This window comes from Pseudomonas sp. P4_B3 (genome assembly GCF_056402295.1).
The window spans coordinates 73,440-87,982 of record NZ_JBFUHR010000009.1; the positions used below are offsets into that span (position 1 = coordinate 73,440).

The window sequence follows — 14,543 nt, forward strand, 5'->3', positions numbered from 1 at the left end:
GCCCCATGTACAAATTGACCATCGAAGGCCTGCATAAAAGCTATGGCGACCATGAAGTCCTCAAAGGTGTTTCGCTCAAGGCCAGGACCGGCGACGTCATCAGCCTGATCGGCGCCAGCGGCTCGGGTAAAAGTACCTTTCTGCGCTGCATCAACTTTCTGGAACAACCCAACGACGGCGCCATGAGCCTCGACGGGCAGAACATCCGCATGATCAAGGATCGTCACGGCATGCACGTGGCCGATGCCGATGAACTGCAGCGGATTCGCACCCGCCTGGCCATGGTGTTCCAGCACTTCAACCTGTGGAGCCACATGACGGTGCTGGAAAACATCACCATGGCCCCGCGCCGGGTGCTGGGGTGTGACAGGAAAGAAGCCGAGGACCGCGCCCGGCGCTACCTCGACAAGGTGGGGCTGGCCTCCCGTGTGGCGGACCAATACCCGGCATTCCTGTCCGGCGGTCAGCAACAGCGGGTAGCGATTGCCCGCGCACTGGCCATGGAGCCGGAAGTCATGCTGTTCGACGAACCGACCTCGGCGCTGGACCCGGAACTGGTGGGTGAAGTGCTGAAGGTGATCCAGGGCCTGGCCGAAGAAGGCCGGACCATGATCATGGTGACCCACGAAATGAGCTTCGCCCGCAAAGTGTCGAGCCAGGTGCTGTTTCTGCACCAGGGCCTGGTTGAGGAAGAAGGCGCGCCGGAAGACGTACTGGGCACTCCGAAAAGCGAGCGGTTGAAGCAGTTCCTCAGCGGCAACCTTAAGTAACGGCTACAGACATTCCTGTAGGAGCGAGCCTGCTCGCGCCTACATTTGATTGGTAGTGTCCGGGTAATCAGGCAACAGGCGCAGGCGGTGGCTCATCCGGCAGGGTCGGCTCGCCCGGCTCGTTAGGCTGTTCATTCGGGGTATCAGGATCAGGCTGGCCGGGGATCCCCCCTGCCATGCTGACGGGCGGATGAGCCAACAACGACCAGGCCAGAACACCCACCTGATTGGGTTCAAGCCTTGCCAGTTCGGCACTGATTCGCGGATCGATCTTCATTCGGCACTCCTGAGCGATGGCCCGACCCGCCTTGCGCGGGTCGGAACAGTACACCCCATAGAGTGTACGCCCGCTCAGGAATTCCCGACATTTGTCAGACGGCTGACTCAGGTGCGAGGCAGGGTCACGCCACGCTGGCCCTGATACTTGCCGCCACGGTCCTTGTAGGACACTTCACATTCTTCGTCAGACTCAAGGAACAGCATCTGCGCCACGCCTTCGTTCGCGTAGATTTTCGCCGGCAGATTGGTGGTGTTGGAGAACTCCAGGGTCACGTGACCTTCCCACTCAGGCTCGAGCGGCGTGACGTTGACGATGATGCCGCAGCGCGCGTAGGTGCTTTTACCCAGGCAAATGGTCAATACATTGCGCGGAATGCGGAAGTATTCGACGGTGCTGGCCAGGGCGAACGAGTTCGGCGGAATGATGCACACGTCGCTGTGGATGTCGACGAAGCTGCCGGCATCGAAGTTCTTCGGGTCGACGATGGCCGAATTGATGTTGGTGAACACCTTGAAATGATTGGTGCAACGCACATCGTAGCCGTAGCTCGACACGCCATAGGAGATCACACGGCTATCGTCGCTGCCGCGCATCTGGCGCTCGACGAAAGGCTCGATCATGCCGTGTTCCTGCGCCATGCGGCGAATCCACTTGTCCGATTTGATGCTCATGGCGGTTGTCCTGAATAGCGAGGTCGAAAAATTCTGTCCGGCATCTTACCGGGCGCGCCGCCGGGTTCAAAGTCCGCGGTGCAATTCTCGCCGAACAGGCAGGAATTGCCTGCGCTGGCGACGAACCGTCACACCGCCGATCCTTAAATCAGAGAAACCTTCGCAAGAAGCATTGGCACGTTCAGGAAAAAGGGTTAAGGTGGCGTCACTGTGCTGCTTGTGTCACTGAGAATCTCTACACGATATGTTGAATTTCGATCCAACCATCTACAAGAATTTTTCCTGCTCTTTGCACTCAGTCTCGGCCAGGGTTCTTCCTGAGTCGCAGTTATCTTTGTTCAAGGAGTTACACCATGTCTAATCGCCAAACCGGTACCGTTAAGTGGTTCAACGATGAAAAAGGCTTCGGCTTCATCACTCCACAATCCGGTGACGACCTGTTCGTTCACTTCAAAGCTATCCAGTCCGACGGCTTCAAAAGCCTGAAAGAAGGCCAACAGGTTTCTTTCATCGCTACCCGCGGTCAGAAAGGCATGCAAGCTGAAGAAGTTCAAGTTATCTAACTTGTACTTGCTTTAGTAAAAAGCCCCGCCCTCAACAGCGGGGCTTTTTTGTGCCTGTGTGTTTTTCACAGGTAAAAAGATCGCAGCCTGCGGCAGCGCCTACAGGGTGAACATAACTCCCCTGTAGGAGCTGCCGCAGGCTGCGATCTTTTAGCGTCTTACCAAGTCACGCCAAATCCTGCGGTGTAGCGTGTCTTGTCCAGATCCGCATCGTCGGTGCCGCTGATGATGTCCCGCTCCGCCTTCAGGTTCAGCGAAGCCCAGTCAGTCACCTTGTAGCGCAACCCCATCTCGGCATCGAGTGCGTAGTCGGCCACATCCGACAGCGGCTTGCCGACCTCACCATTGGTGAAGAACTCGACGCGTTTGCCGATCAGGTAGCGGTTGTAGTCCCATTTCATGGCCAGGGCGTAGAAATTGACCTTGCTGCCATCGGAGAACTCATAGTCCGTGCGGTTGACCAGCGAGCCCAGGGAGAACGCCCCGAGCTCGTCATCCCAGAACTGATAGCCGGGACCGGTACCGACGGTGCGCTGACGGGAAAGGTCTTCGACCTTGTCGCGCTTGTACACCAGGCGCCCCTGCCAGAACCATTGGTCGGTCAGGAATCGGTCGATGGAGTACTCGGCCCGCCAGTTGTCCGTGGTCACCACGTCGTCCTGGAACTCACGGTTGTATTCACCTTCGGCGGTGTGCCGCCAGCGACCGTGTCGCGCACTGGTCTTGAAATCGATGTCGTAGTCATCGGTGTCGTTTTCCGCCCGCTGGTAATCCAGCGCGATATCGACGTTGCCTTTCCACACCAGATCCTCAACCACCGGTTTTGGCTTGAGAATCTGCTGAATGCTCGCCAATTCGACCGTCTTCGGTGCGTCGCCATTGGCCAGCGTCACCTTGCCGGCGTCCGCCGCTTTCAGCGACTTCGCTTTCTCGCCACTGTAGGCATCCTGCTTGACCAGCAACTCCTGATCGCTGTCCAGGGTCTTGACCTGTTTCCAGTCGATCGTCACCGCTCCCGCGTACTCGGTCTGGATCAGCAGCTTGCCGCCATCGAACAGCGTGATCTTGCCGCTCAGCTTGTCACCGTTCTTCAACCACACGGTATCGGCTAACAAAGGAGAAGAAGCACCAAGGACGGCGAGACATAGCAGGGATCTGGACAACATAAATAAGCAAAATACGGACTCGGACTTGCGAGTAAAGTCGGCATTATCCGTAGGAATGATGTCCTGACAAGGACTGACCCGACTATTTCTGTTGAGTCCATTTCTCAACTATCCGTACAGGAATTACTCTAAAGACGGTAAAGCAAACTTCTTCAGGACTGACGGACGTGACCGATCCAACCGATGAACCCGAGAGTGCAGCGCAAATCCGACGCACGGCGCTGTATCTGACACTGGCGCAAGTTCCCGAGGGCAAAGTCATCAGCTACGGTCAATTGGCCGAGCTTGCAGGACTGGGTCGCGCCGCCCGCTGGGTCGGCCGCACCCTCAACCAATTGCCGAGCGACAGCAAATTACCCTGGCATCGCGTTCTGGGTGCAAACGGGCGTATCAGCCTGCCGGTCGGCAGCCCTTCGGGCGATGAGCAGCGCGCACGATTACGCATGGAGGGCATCAGTATCCTGAATAATCGTGTTGATATTCAGCGCCATGGCTGGCGTCCGGTAGAGCACAGCGGTTAGAGTGCGCGCTTTGTTTCCGTATTTCTTGAGGCAGACTCCAGCCCATGCCCCGTAAAACCTGGCGCGCCGCGCTCGCCGCTTATGCCAGCCCTTCGACACTCGTGCTGTTGCTGCTTGGTTTCGCCGCCGGCCTGCCCTACATGCTGGTGTTTTCGACGCTTTCAGTCTGGCTGCGTGAGGCTGGCGTGGCGCGTGAAACCATTGGCTATGCAAGCCTGATTGGCCTGGCGTATGCCTTCAAATGGGTCTGGTCACCGTTGCTCGACCAATGGCGACTGCCATTGCTTGGCAAACTCGGTCGACGACGATCCTGGCTCGTGCTGTCCCAGGCACTGGTCATCCTTGGCCTGATCGGGATGGGTTTCTGCGACCCGCAAAAACATTTGTCCTGGCTGATCGCCATTGCCGTGGTCGTCGCTTTCGCATCAGCGACGCAGGATATTGCGGTAGACGCCTATCGCCTGGAAATCGCCGAAGACAATCGTCAGGCCGCTCTGGCCGCCAGCTACATGTCCGGCTACCGGGTCGCCGCGCTGCTGGCGACTGCAGGCGCGCTGTACTTCGCCGAAGGCTTTGGCTCCACCGGCTTCAACTACAAGCATTCGGCCTGGGCCGGCACTTACATTCTGTTCGGGGTGCTGATGGTCCCGGTACTGCTGACTTCCATGTTCATGCGTGAACCACCCGTGCCGTTGCGCACGCAACTGCAGGCCGGACGCTACAGCTTCGTGCATCAACTGGCCTCGGTGTTCGTGCTGATCATATTGCTGGTGTCCGTGCCGGCCATGTTCACCCAGCTCTACTACACCGACTTCGCCAGCGTACTGTTCGAAGGCGTGAGCGTGCTCGACCTGCTGCTCGAAGACCGCGCGCTCCTGCGGGCCATCCTCTATATCACGCTCACTGCCCTGTGCCTCTCGGCCATGGGCCGTCGCGGCCTGGCACCGGTGCTCACGCCAGTCAACGACTTCATCCTGCGATACCGCTGGCAAGCGCTGCTGCTACTCGGCTTGATCGCCACCTATCGGATGTCCGATACGGTCATGGGCGTGATGGCCAACGTGTTCTACATCGACCAGGGCTTCACCAAGGACCAGATCGCCAGCGTCAGCAAAATCTTCGGCCTGATCATGACCCTGGTGGGTGCCGGCATGGGCGGCCTGCTGATCGTGCGTTTCGGCATCCTGCCGATCCTGTTCATCGGTGGCGTCGCATCCGCGGCGACCAACATCCTGTTCCTGATGCTCGCCGACATGGGCCCCAACCTGAACATGCTGGTGCTGACCATCTCCCTGGACAACTTCAGTTCAGGCCTGGCGACTTCGGCGTTCGTCGCCTACCTGTCGAGCCTGACCAACCTCAAGTTCTCCGCCACCCAATACGCCCTGCTCAGCTCGATCATGCTGTTGCTGCCGCGCCTGATCGGTGGCTACTCCGGGGTCATGGTGGAAAAATTCGGTTACCACGACTTCTTCCTGATCACCGCCCTGCTGGGCGTCCCGACCCTGCTGTTGATCGCCTTGCACTGGTTCCAGGAGAACCGCCGCGCAGGTCCGACACCGACACCGGAACCGGTGCAGACCCCGGTCGCTGAAGAATCGTAGGCTCATTACGCAGGAAGAATCGCGGAGGGCCGTGTGAATCACGCCCTCCTGCCACACCACCGACCGCACGCCTGTACGCCAGCGGATCTCGCCCGTACAATGCTCCGTCATTTCTCGTCATCAGCAATCGATAACGGCCAACCATGCGCACCAGTCAATTTTTGCTCGCCACACAAAAAGAAACGCCTTCCGACGCGGTCGTGATCAGCCACCAGCTGATGCTGCGCGCTGGCATGATCCGCAAACTCGCCTCGGGCCTGTACACCTGGCTGCCGATGGGCTTGCGGGTAATGCGCAAGGTCGAAGCCGTCGTTCGCGAAGAAATGAACGCCGCCGGCTCTCTCGAAGTGTTGATGCCGAGCACGCAACCGGCTGAGCTGTGGCAGGAATCCGGGCGCTGGGAAGAGTACGGCCCTGAATTGCTGCGCTTCAAGGATCGCCACGGTCGCGACTTCTGCGCAGGTCCCACCCACGAAGAAGTCATCACCGATCTGATGCGCAACGAATTGAGCAGCTACAAGCAGTTGCCAATCAACCTGTACCAGATCCAGACCAAATTCCGTGACGAAATCCGCCCACGCTTCGGCTTGATGCGTGGCCGCGAATTCATCATGAAGGACGCCTACTCGTTCCACGCCGACCAGCCTTCGCTGCAGGTCACCTACGACCGCATGCACCAGGCTTACTGCAACGTGTTCACCCGTCTGGGCCTGAGGTTCCGCCCTGTTGAAGCCGACAACGGCTCCATCGGCGGCGCCGGTTCCCACGAGTTCCACGTTCTGGCCGAATCGGGCGAAGACGACATCGTCTTCAGTAACGGTTCCGACTACGCGGCGAACATCGAGAAAGCCGAGGCCGTGCCACGGGAAACCTCGCGCGCCGCTCCGACCGAAGAACTGCGTCTGGTCGACACGCCGAATGCCAAGACCATTGCGCAACTGGTCGAAGGCTTCAACCTGCCGATCGAGAAAACCATCAAGACCCTCGTGGTGCACGCGGAAGAGGAAGGCAAGCTGATTGCCCTGATCATCCGTGGCGACCATGAGCTGAACGAAATCAAGGCGGCCAACCAGCCAGGCGTTGCCAGCCCGCTGGTCATGGCCTCGGAAAGCGAACTGCGCGACGCCATTGGCGCCGGTGCCGGTTCCCTGGGTCCGTTGAACCTGCCCCTGCCGATCATCATCGACCGCTCGGTCGAACTGATGAGCGATTTCGGCATCGGCGCCAACATCGACGACAAGCACTACTTCGGCGTGAACTGGGAGCGCGACTTGCCTGTTCCGACCGTTGCCGACCTGCGCAACGTTGTGGCCGGCGACCCGAGCCCGGACGGCAAAGGCACCCTGGAAATCAAGCGCGGCATCGAAGTCGGGCACATCTTCCAGCTGGGCAACAAGTACAGCAAAGCGATGAAGTGCGAAGTGCTGGGCGAAAACGGCAAGCCGGTCACCCTGGAAATGGGCTGCTACGGCATCGGCGTGTCCCGCGTGGTAGCGGCGGCCATCGAGCAGAACAACGACGAAAACGGGATCATCTGGAGCGACACTCTCGCGCCGTTCCAGATTGCCCTGGTACCGCTGCGCTACGAAACCGAACAGGTTCGTGAAGCCACCGACAAGCTGTACGCGGAACTCACCGCTGCCGGCTTTGAAGTGCTGCTCGACGACCGTGACAAGAAAACCAGCCCAGGCATCAAGTTCGCGGACATGGAGCTGATCGGCATTCCACACCGGATCGTGGTCAGCGACCGCGGCCTGGCCGAAGGCAACCTGGAATACAAGAGCCGTACCGAGGCCGACGCACAAGCGCTGCCGGTCGCCGACGTACTGTCCTTCCTTCAGGCTCGCATCCGCCGCTGATACCAGATATAGAGGCGTCATGTTCAAGCGAAACACCTTAGGCCTCGGTGGTGCCGCCTTGTGCGGCACCCTGCTGGTCAGTGGCTGTGCCAACCACATGTCACAACGCAGCGAGCAAGAGGAACGGGTCGAGCGCAAATTGCTCGATCACAGCCTGCAGATCGATGTCGGTGAGCCCAAGGTGCTTGAGCTGCCGCAACGGCGGGTGAAAATTCACGAGCAGAAGACTTTCGAAGTCACCGAGTACGAAGTCACGCGTCACTACGACCGCTATACGCCGTACCAACCCTGGCGGGAGATTTACGAAATCCCGCTGGGCGCGGTGGCCGTGGTGGCGGGTGTCGGTGCCAACGTGGTCAATGTGTTCGCCCTCGGCAATCTGCCGGACAGCGTGACCAAGGATTGGCTGAGCTACGGTTTCGCCGGGCTCAACCCGTTCATGAACGTGCAGTCCCACGGTCGCGCGCAGCAGAACCTGGCCGGCATTGATGAAGTCCAGCGCGACAAGCGTACGGAATACTCAAGCCTGCCCTGGAGCGAGCGCCCGGTCGAGGTCAAGGCCGGCAAGGAAACCTTCGAGCTGACCACCGACAAAAACGGCGTGTTACGCCTGAATCTGCTGGACAACCCGTTCGCCGAACATGACATCAACCATCTGAGCCGCTTGCTGATCCGCGTTGAGGATGCCCAGGGCAACGTGCACAACGACTCCACACTGGTCATCAGCAGCAACTTGCGCAGCAAGCTCTATGAGGCCCACGGGTTGATTTATGACGATCTCGAAGGTGACGAAGTCAGCCAATGGGTCCACCGGGTCAAACGCCTGTCGGAGCTGGGTCTTGAAGAGGAAGCCAGTGAGCTGGAACAGAGCCTGATCGAACTGACGCGCAATGATCCTGAATTGCAGAGCGAGTTCCTGAAGTCGCTGGCCCGCAATGGCGAGCGACTGGTGGCGAATCCGGGGCTGAACTAAACCCCAAAAAAGATCGCAGCCTGCGGCAGCTCCTACAACAGATCGCGTTCTTCTGTAGGAGCTGCCGCAGGCTGCGATCTTTTGTGTTTCAGAATTTACCGCTCAAACAACTCCATCTGCTCGAACCCGCCCCGCAAGTCCTCCAGCCGCACGCCGACGCCCAACAACCGCACCGGTTTACCGCCGCGATTGAAAGCCTGGGTCAACATCAACTGATAACTCCCCAGATCCCGCCCTGCCCCGGCCTGCTCCAATGTAGTCTGGGTGAAGTCGTGGAACTTCACTTTGACGAATGGCTTGCCCGGACGATAGCTGCTGTCAATTCGCGCCATGCGGCCAACCAGGGTCTCCAGCAGCTCGGGCAATTTATCCAGGCAACTCTTCAGATCTGGCAGATCGACGTCATAGGTATTTTCAACACTGATCGACTGACGGCGACTGTCGTTATGTACCACGCGGTCATCGATCCCACGGGCCAGGCTCCAGAGTCGCTCGCCAAAGCTGCCGAATTCACGCACCAGCGCCAACTTGTCCCACTCGCGCAATTGCAGGCAATCGGTAATCCCCAGCTTGCCGAGTTTGTCGGCGGTGACTTTTCCGACCCCGTGCAATTTGCTCACTGGCAAGCCACTGACAAAATCCTCGACCTGGTCCGGAGTGATGACGAACAGGCCATTGGGCTTTTTCCAGTCACTGGCGATCTTGGCCAGAAACTTGTTCGGCGCCACACCCGCCGACACGGTGATATGCAACTGGTTGGAGACCCGGCGCCGGATGTCCTGGGCAATGCGCGTTGCGCTACCACCGAAATGCGCACTGTCCGACACATCGAGGTACGCCTCATCGAGCGAGAGCGGCTCGATGATCTCGGTGTAATCGCGAAAGATCGTGTGGATTTCCCTGGACGCTTCTCTATAGGCGTCCATGCGTGGCTTGACGATGGTCAGGTCCGGGCACAGCTTCAAGGCATGCCCGGAGGACATCGCCGAACGCACCCCGTACGCTCGCGCCTCATAATTGCAGGTGGCGATCACCCCGCGCCGGTCCGCCGCCCCACCTACCGCCAGTGGTTTACCGGCGAGGCGTGGGTCGTCGCGCATTTCGATGGCTGCATAGAAGCAGTCACAATCGACGTGGATGATCTTGCGTTGAGTCATAGCAAAGCCGTGTTCATGGCAAAGAAAAGGCGTCATGGCATGCCGGACAAACAGTATCTCACTGACACCTGTATATAGCACCAGTAGTCTGAATGTTCTTTTCCAATCGTAGGAAGATTCGATTGTGAATTTATTTTCTCAATCGAAAAATTACTTTCAATAGACGCGCAGGCCTTGTCCTGCCTGCCTCACAGACCGATCGACCTCCCCTTTTGAACGCTAACCGATTGAACGGGAAGAGATTTTATCGGAATTTGAGGTTGACACCCGAGCGCATATCTATAGAATGAGCCACACAGACGCGGGATGGAGCAGTCTGGTAGCTCGTCGGGCTCATAACCCGAAGGTCGTCGGTTCAAATCCGGCTCCCGCAACCAAACATCAAAAAAGGCTACTCGAAAGAGTGGCCTTTTTTGTGCGCGCTCGTTTTGTAGCGCCGAACGCCGAAACAAGGCCTGGATACTCAATGACACCGAAACCGGAAATCGTTCTGATTCCGAAACTTAGGCCATCGCCGCGACCGTTTGCCGCGATTCAACGTTTATTTGACCTGATTCAGGATTAACGGTTGACACCCCGGCGTATCTCTATAGAATGCCGCCACACAGACGCGGGATGGAGCAGTCTGGTAGCTCGTCGGGCTCATAACCCGAAGGTCGTCGGTTCAAATCCGGCTCCCGCAACCAAACATCAAAAAAGGCTACTCGAAAGAGTGGCCTTTTTTGTATCTGTTGAAAAAGTCCTTTCGCAACAATGACCTGTCACTGTGAAGCAAGCCGTTTGGGGGGCACCCATGCGCCGGGTTCAGACTATGCTCTATTGCAGGCTGAAGCCTTCACGACTGATGACGCGCCGTCCCCGTTGCCCGGTGATAGGCGTTAATATTTGTGATTATTTTTTTCTGCAGGGATTGGTAACTTGGCTGGATACCCCCATCCTGTCGCGCACAATCCAAGAGGTGATTGATGCGCGCCAACTCGTCTGATTCACAAGACACTGTCACAGCGACACAACCGATCAAGGCTGAGCGCCTGCGCCTGCTCGATCGATTAAGCAAATACCGTCAACCCATTGGCCTGGCGGTCACCCTGCTGTTGTTCGCGATCGCGCTGATTGCCTGTCGCCATCTGTTGAGCGAACTCGACCTTTACGCGCTGCACGACTCGATCCTCGAAGTTCCAAAACCTGCCTTGATGGGCGCACTGGCCGCAACGGTGGCGGGTTTCATCATTCTGCTCGGCTACGAATGGTCGGCCAGCCGCTATGCCGGGGTGAGCCTGGCACCGCGCACGTTGGCGCTAGGCGGTTTCACGGCCTTTGCCATCGGCAACGCCATCGGTCTTTCAATGCTGTCGGGCGGTTCGGTTCGCTATCGCCTCTATGCCCGTCATGGCCTGGGAGCGGCTGAAGTCGCCCACATGACGCTGTTCGCCAGCCTCTCGCTGGGTTGCGCCCTGCCGCCGCTGGCCGCCCTGGCGACGCTCAGCGACCTGCCAGCGGCATCCACCGCCCTGGGTCTCTCCGAGACGTTGCTGGGCGTGGTGGCGAGCGCCGTGCTCGTACTGTTTTCGGTGCTGGCCATTGGTATCTACCGTCGTCGGCTGCCGGAACAGCCTTACCCGGACAACCTGCTGGTCAAGGTCGGCCGCCGCACCTTGCGTCTGCCCGGGCGTCGCCTGACGTTCCTGCAATTGGTCATCACTGCCCTGGACGTAGCGGCGGCCGCGACCGTGCTCTATCTGCTGCTGCCAGAAGCACCGCCCTTCGGTGCCTTCCTCTTGGTTTACCTGCTGGCGCTGGCTGCAGGCGTGCTCAGCCATGTGCCGGGCGGTGTCGGGGTGTTCGAAGCCATTTTGCTGGCGGCGTTTTCCGACACCCTCGGTGCTGCGCCACTGGCGGCCGCCCTGCTGCTCTATCGCTTGATCTACGTGGTCCTGCCCTTGCTGGTGGCCTGCCTGCTGTTGCTGATCAACGAAGGTCAGCGCCTGTTCCAGACACGCCAGACGTTGCGCGCGGCCTCAGGCCTGGCGGCTCCGATACTGGCGGTGCTGGTATTCCTGTCCGGTGTTGTCCTGCTCTTTTCCGGCGCCACCCCGGAAATCGACACCCGCCTGGAACACATCGGGTTTCTGATCCCCCATCGACTGGTCGATGCTTCGCACTTTGGTGCCAGCCTGGTCGGCGTTCTTTGCCTGTTGCTGGCCCAGGGGCTGCGTCGCCGGCTGTCGGCTGCGTGGATGCTGACCACCATTCTGTTGCTGGTCGGCGCCCTGCTCTCACTGCTCAAAGGCTTCGACTGGGAGGAAGCCAGCCTGATGGTGCTGACGGCGAGCCTGCTCGGGGTATTCCGCCGCTCGTTCTATCGCCCCAGCCGCCTGACCGAAGTACCGTTCTCGCCGCTGTACCTGGTGGCCAGCCTGTGCGTGCTCGGCGCGTCGATCTGGTTGCTGCTGTTCGCCTACCAGGATGTACCGTACAGCCACCAGCTCTGGTGGCAGTTCACTCTGGACGCCGATGCCCCCCGCGGCCTGCGTTCGCTGCTCGGGGCTGCCGTGCTGTTGGTGGTGGTGTCGCTGACCTGGCTGCTGCGCACCGCGCGTCCGGTCATTCACCTGCCGACGCCCGACGAACTGGAGCGCGCCAGCAAGATCCTCATGGCATCGGCCCAACCGGATGGCGGCCTGGCCCTGACCGGTGACAAGGCGCTGCTGTTTCACCCCAACGACGAGGCGTTCCTGATGTACGCCCGCCGTGGCCGCAGCCTGGTGGCGTTGTATGACCCGATCGGCCCGGGCCAGCAACGGGCGGAAATGATCTGGCAGTTCCGCGATCTGTGCGACATCCACCATGCCCGTCCCGTGTTCTATCAAGTGCGCGCAGAGAACCTGCCGTACTACATGGACATCGGCCTGACCGCGATCAAGCTCGGCGAAGAAGCCCGGGTCGACCTCAAGCGTTTTGATCTCGAAGCCAAGGGCAAAGAGATGAAAGACCTGCGCTACACCTGGAACCGAGGCACCCGTGACGGCCTGTCCCTGGAAATCCATGAGCCGGGCCACGCGCCGATGGATGAGCTCAAGGTGATTTCCGACGCCTGGCTGACCGGCAAGAACGTCCGGGAGAAAGGCTTTTCGCTGGGCCGCTTCAGCGATGACTACCTCAAGTATTTCCGCATCGCGGTGATACGCTTCGAAGGACGCCCGGTGGCGTTCGCCAACCTGCTCGAGACCTACGGCCATGACCTGGCCAGCCTCGACCTGATGCGCGCGCACCCGGATGCCCCGAAGCTGACCATGGAGTTCATGATGGTCGGCCTGATTCAACATTATAAAAACCATGGGTACGCGCGTTTCAGCCTGGGCATGGTGCCGTTGTCGGGGTTGCAACCCCGTCGCGGCGCGCCATTGACCCAGCGCCTGGGCTCGATGGTATTCCGCCGTGGTGAGCAGCTGTACAACTTCCAGGGCTTGCGCCGCTTCAAAGACAAGTTCCAGCCTGATTGGGAACCCCGTTATATGGCCGTGCCCGCCGGACTCGATCCGCTGGTTGCGCTGGCCGACACTGCTGCCCTGATCGCGGGTGGCTTGACCGGATTGGTGAAACGCTGATGATTCAACGCTCCTTGCGGTATGTATTGGGCACACTGGTGATTGTGGCCCTGGTTCTCGGTGGCGGTTACTGGTACCTGAAACGCCCGGCACCGGAACCGACCCTCGAATTGCTGACCCCGGCCGATGGTGCGGCGATGACCCGTGTCATCCCCGGTACCACGCCACGCGCCCAGGTACTGGTGGCCGTCAACGAAGACCAGAAACTCAGCGACAAGCAATTGATGACCCTCAGCCGCAGTGGCGCGGCGCAGATTGTCCAGGTGATCCTGCCCAAGGACTGCCTGCTGCAAAGCCGAGCCCTGCAATCGGGCCTGAGAGAACTGAAAGGCCCGGCGACCCTGGTCAGCGGCATCGGCCCGGGCGCCGTGCTGGCCTGGCGCTGGTTGTCCGAGCAGAAGAACGACAAGGCCCAGGCCGTCTCGGTGGACCTGGCCCTGGAAAAGCCCGGCTGCACGCACCTGCTACCGAAAAGCGCGGCCCACGGCCACTGGCTGGTGGCATGGAACGACAACCCGGACGACACCAGCGCCGGCTTCGTGCGCGACCAGGTCAATGCCGAAACCAGCATCAGCGACTACGACATCAACCTGCCACAAGTGCTGAACAACGAGTTGCGCAAGATCCTCGTCGGTGGTGACAAGGCCGCTGGCGGCCTGCAGATCCCGGTGGTCGAAGTGCCGGCGGGCCAGGCCAGGGACACCGTGACTCTGTTCCTGTCCGGTGACGGCGGCTGGCGCGATCTCGACCGCGACGTGGCGGGCGAGATGGCCAAGATCGGCTACCCGGTGGTTGGTATCGACACCCTGCGCTACTACTGGCAGCACAAGAGCCCGGAGCAAAGCGCGCTGGACCTGGCCGAACTGATGCAACACTACCGGCAGAAATGGGGCACCAAGCGCTTCATCCTGACCGGTTACTCGTTCGGCGCCGATGTCCTGCCAGCGATCTACAACCGTCTGGCCGAGTCGGAGCAGCAGCGCGTCGACGCGATCATCCTGCTGGCCTTCGCCCGTACCGGCAGCTTCGAGATCGAAGTCGAAGGCTGGCTCGGCAACGCCGGCAAGGAAGCCGCCACCGGCCCGGAAATGGCCAAGCTGCCAGCCGCCAAAGTGGTGTGCATCTACGGTGAAGAAGAAACCGACGAAAGCGGCTGCACCGACAAGACTGCGGTGGGCGAAGCCATCAAGCTGCCTGGCGGCCATCACTTCGACGAGAACTACCCGGCGCTGGCCAAGCGTCTGGTGGATGTGATCGAGAAACGTCAGGCGAAGGAAGCCGAAGCGACCGCTCAGGAGTGATCCGGACCCGCTGAACAAGAACCCCCGCTACTTCACGGTAGCGGGGGCTTTTTCATTCTCGAGTGCGCCA

Annotated in this window: 12 protein-coding genes and 2 tRNA genes; 10 read left to right on the plus strand and 4 right to left on the minus strand. The window is 59.8% G+C overall.

Annotated elements, in window-relative coordinates; all coding sequences use genetic code 11:
• The first annotated feature begins 5 nt into the window (after window positions 1-5).
• Entirely contained in the window at window positions 6-770 is a 765-nt protein-coding gene (locus tag AC1DWG_RS12495; protein ID WP_477763860.1) for an ABC transporter ATP-binding protein, read from the plus strand.
• Between the two features lie 67 nt (window positions 771-837).
• Here AC1DWG_RS12495 and AC1DWG_RS12500 read toward each other — a convergent pair whose 3' ends face one another.
• Together AC1DWG_RS12500 and dcd are read right to left on the minus strand one after the other, a co-directional pair.
• The gene (locus tag AC1DWG_RS12500; protein ID WP_033047523.1) at window positions 838-1,047 is read right to left on the minus strand and encodes a hypothetical protein; all 210 of its coding nucleotides are present in this window, start codon (window positions 1,045-1,047) and stop codon (window positions 838-840) included.
• Window positions 1,048-1,154: 107 nt separating this feature from the next.
• The gene (gene dcd, locus AC1DWG_RS12505) at window positions 1,155-1,721 is read right to left on the minus strand and encodes a dCTP deaminase (RefSeq protein ID WP_007940589.1); all 567 of its coding nucleotides are present in this window, start codon (window positions 1,719-1,721) and stop codon (window positions 1,155-1,157) included.
• Between the two features lie 353 nt (window positions 1,722-2,074).
• On the opposite strand from dcd, the gene AC1DWG_RS12510 reads away from it, so the two are divergent.
• On the plus strand, window positions 2,075-2,284 hold the full coding sequence (locus AC1DWG_RS12510) for a cold-shock protein (protein ID WP_002554837.1): 210 nt from the start codon (window positions 2,075-2,077) through the stop codon (window positions 2,282-2,284).
• Window positions 2,285-2,442: 158 nt separating this feature from the next.
• On the opposite strand, the gene AC1DWG_RS12515 is transcribed toward AC1DWG_RS12510, so the two are convergent.
• Window positions 2,443-3,450, minus strand: coding sequence for a DUF481 domain-containing protein (locus tag AC1DWG_RS12515; RefSeq protein WP_477763861.1), 1,008 nt, complete (start codon window positions 3,448-3,450; stop codon window positions 2,443-2,445).
• A gap of 167 nt (window positions 3,451-3,617) precedes the next feature.
• Here AC1DWG_RS12515 and AC1DWG_RS12520 point away from each other — a divergent pair, with 167 nt between their 5' ends.
• From AC1DWG_RS12520 to AC1DWG_RS12535, 4 genes are all read left to right on the plus strand, one after another.
• Entirely contained in the window at window positions 3,618-3,971 is a 354-nt protein-coding gene (locus tag AC1DWG_RS12520; RefSeq protein ID WP_477763862.1) for an MGMT family protein, read from the plus strand.
• 44 nt (window positions 3,972-4,015) lie between these two features.
• On the plus strand, window positions 4,016-5,575 hold the full coding sequence (locus AC1DWG_RS12525; protein ID WP_477763863.1) for an AmpG family muropeptide MFS transporter: 1,560 nt from the start codon (window positions 4,016-4,018) through the stop codon (window positions 5,573-5,575).
• Between the two features lie 143 nt (window positions 5,576-5,718).
• Complete coding sequence (locus tag AC1DWG_RS12530; protein ID WP_477787856.1) at window positions 5,719-7,434, plus strand: proline--tRNA ligase; 1,716 nt, start codon at window positions 5,719-5,721, stop codon at window positions 7,432-7,434.
• A gap of 19 nt (window positions 7,435-7,453) precedes the next feature.
• Window positions 7,454-8,407: a hypothetical protein gene (locus AC1DWG_RS12535; RefSeq protein ID WP_477763864.1), complete on the plus strand. Its 954-nt coding sequence runs from the start codon at window positions 7,454-7,456 to the stop codon at window positions 8,405-8,407.
• A 95-nt stretch (window positions 8,408-8,502) separates the two neighbouring features.
• On the opposite strand, the gene dinB is transcribed toward AC1DWG_RS12535, so the two are convergent.
• Complete coding sequence (dinB, locus tag AC1DWG_RS12540) at window positions 8,503-9,564, minus strand: DNA polymerase IV (RefSeq protein ID WP_477752988.1); 1,062 nt, start codon at window positions 9,562-9,564, stop codon at window positions 8,503-8,505.
• Window positions 9,565-9,864: 300 nt separating this feature from the next.
• On the opposite strand from dinB, the gene AC1DWG_RS12545 reads away from it, so the two are divergent.
• From AC1DWG_RS12545 to AC1DWG_RS12560, 4 genes are all read left to right on the plus strand, one after another.
• Window positions 9,865-9,941: transfer RNA gene (locus tag AC1DWG_RS12545), tRNA-Met, on the plus strand.
• Window positions 9,942-10,173: 232 nt separating this feature from the next.
• Window positions 10,174-10,250 (plus strand) — tRNA-Met (locus AC1DWG_RS12550).
• Window positions 10,251-10,529: 279 nt separating this feature from the next.
• A complete protein-coding gene (gene mprF, locus AC1DWG_RS12555; RefSeq protein ID WP_477759810.1) occupies window positions 10,530-13,172 on the plus strand; it encodes a bifunctional lysylphosphatidylglycerol flippase/synthetase MprF in 2,643 nt (880 codons plus the stop codon).
• A complete protein-coding gene (locus AC1DWG_RS12560; protein WP_477763866.1) occupies window positions 13,172-14,473 on the plus strand; it encodes a virulence factor family protein in 1,302 nt (433 codons plus the stop codon). Before mprF ends, AC1DWG_RS12560 begins: the two co-directional genes overlap by 1 nt.
• Window positions 14,474-14,543: the final 70 nt, after the last annotated feature.

Coding starts and splice junctions, on each gene's coding strand:
- AC1DWG_RS12515 (WP_477763861.1), bottom strand. CDS start 3,450: ATGTTGTCCAGATCCCTGCTATGTCTCGCCGTCCTTGGTGCTTCTTCT.
- AC1DWG_RS12525 (WP_477763863.1), top strand. CDS start 4,016: ATGCCCCGTAAAACCTGGCGCGCCGCGCTCGCCGCTTATGCCAGCCCT.
- AC1DWG_RS12530 (WP_477787856.1), top strand. CDS start 5,719: ATGCGCACCAGTCAATTTTTGCTCGCCACACAAAAAGAAACGCCTTCC.
- mprF (WP_477759810.1), top strand. CDS start 10,530: ATGCGCGCCAACTCGTCTGATTCACAAGACACTGTCACAGCGACACAA.
- AC1DWG_RS12495 (WP_477763860.1), top strand. CDS start 6: ATGTACAAATTGACCATCGAAGGCCTGCATAAAAGCTATGGCGACCAT.
- AC1DWG_RS12510 (WP_002554837.1), top strand. CDS start 2,075: ATGTCTAATCGCCAAACCGGTACCGTTAAGTGGTTCAACGATGAAAAA.
- dinB (WP_477752988.1), bottom strand. CDS start 9,564: ATGACTCAACGCAAGATCATCCACGTCGATTGTGACTGCTTCTATGCA.
- dcd (WP_007940589.1), bottom strand. CDS start 1,721: ATGAGCATCAAATCGGACAAGTGGATTCGCCGCATGGCGCAGGAACAC.
- AC1DWG_RS12500 (WP_033047523.1), bottom strand. CDS start 1,047: ATGAAGATCGATCCGCGAATCAGTGCCGAACTGGCAAGGCTTGAACCC.
- AC1DWG_RS12560 (WP_477763866.1), top strand. CDS start 13,172: ATGATTCAACGCTCCTTGCGGTATGTATTGGGCACACTGGTGATTGTG.
- AC1DWG_RS12535 (WP_477763864.1), top strand. CDS start 7,454: ATGTTCAAGCGAAACACCTTAGGCCTCGGTGGTGCCGCCTTGTGCGGC.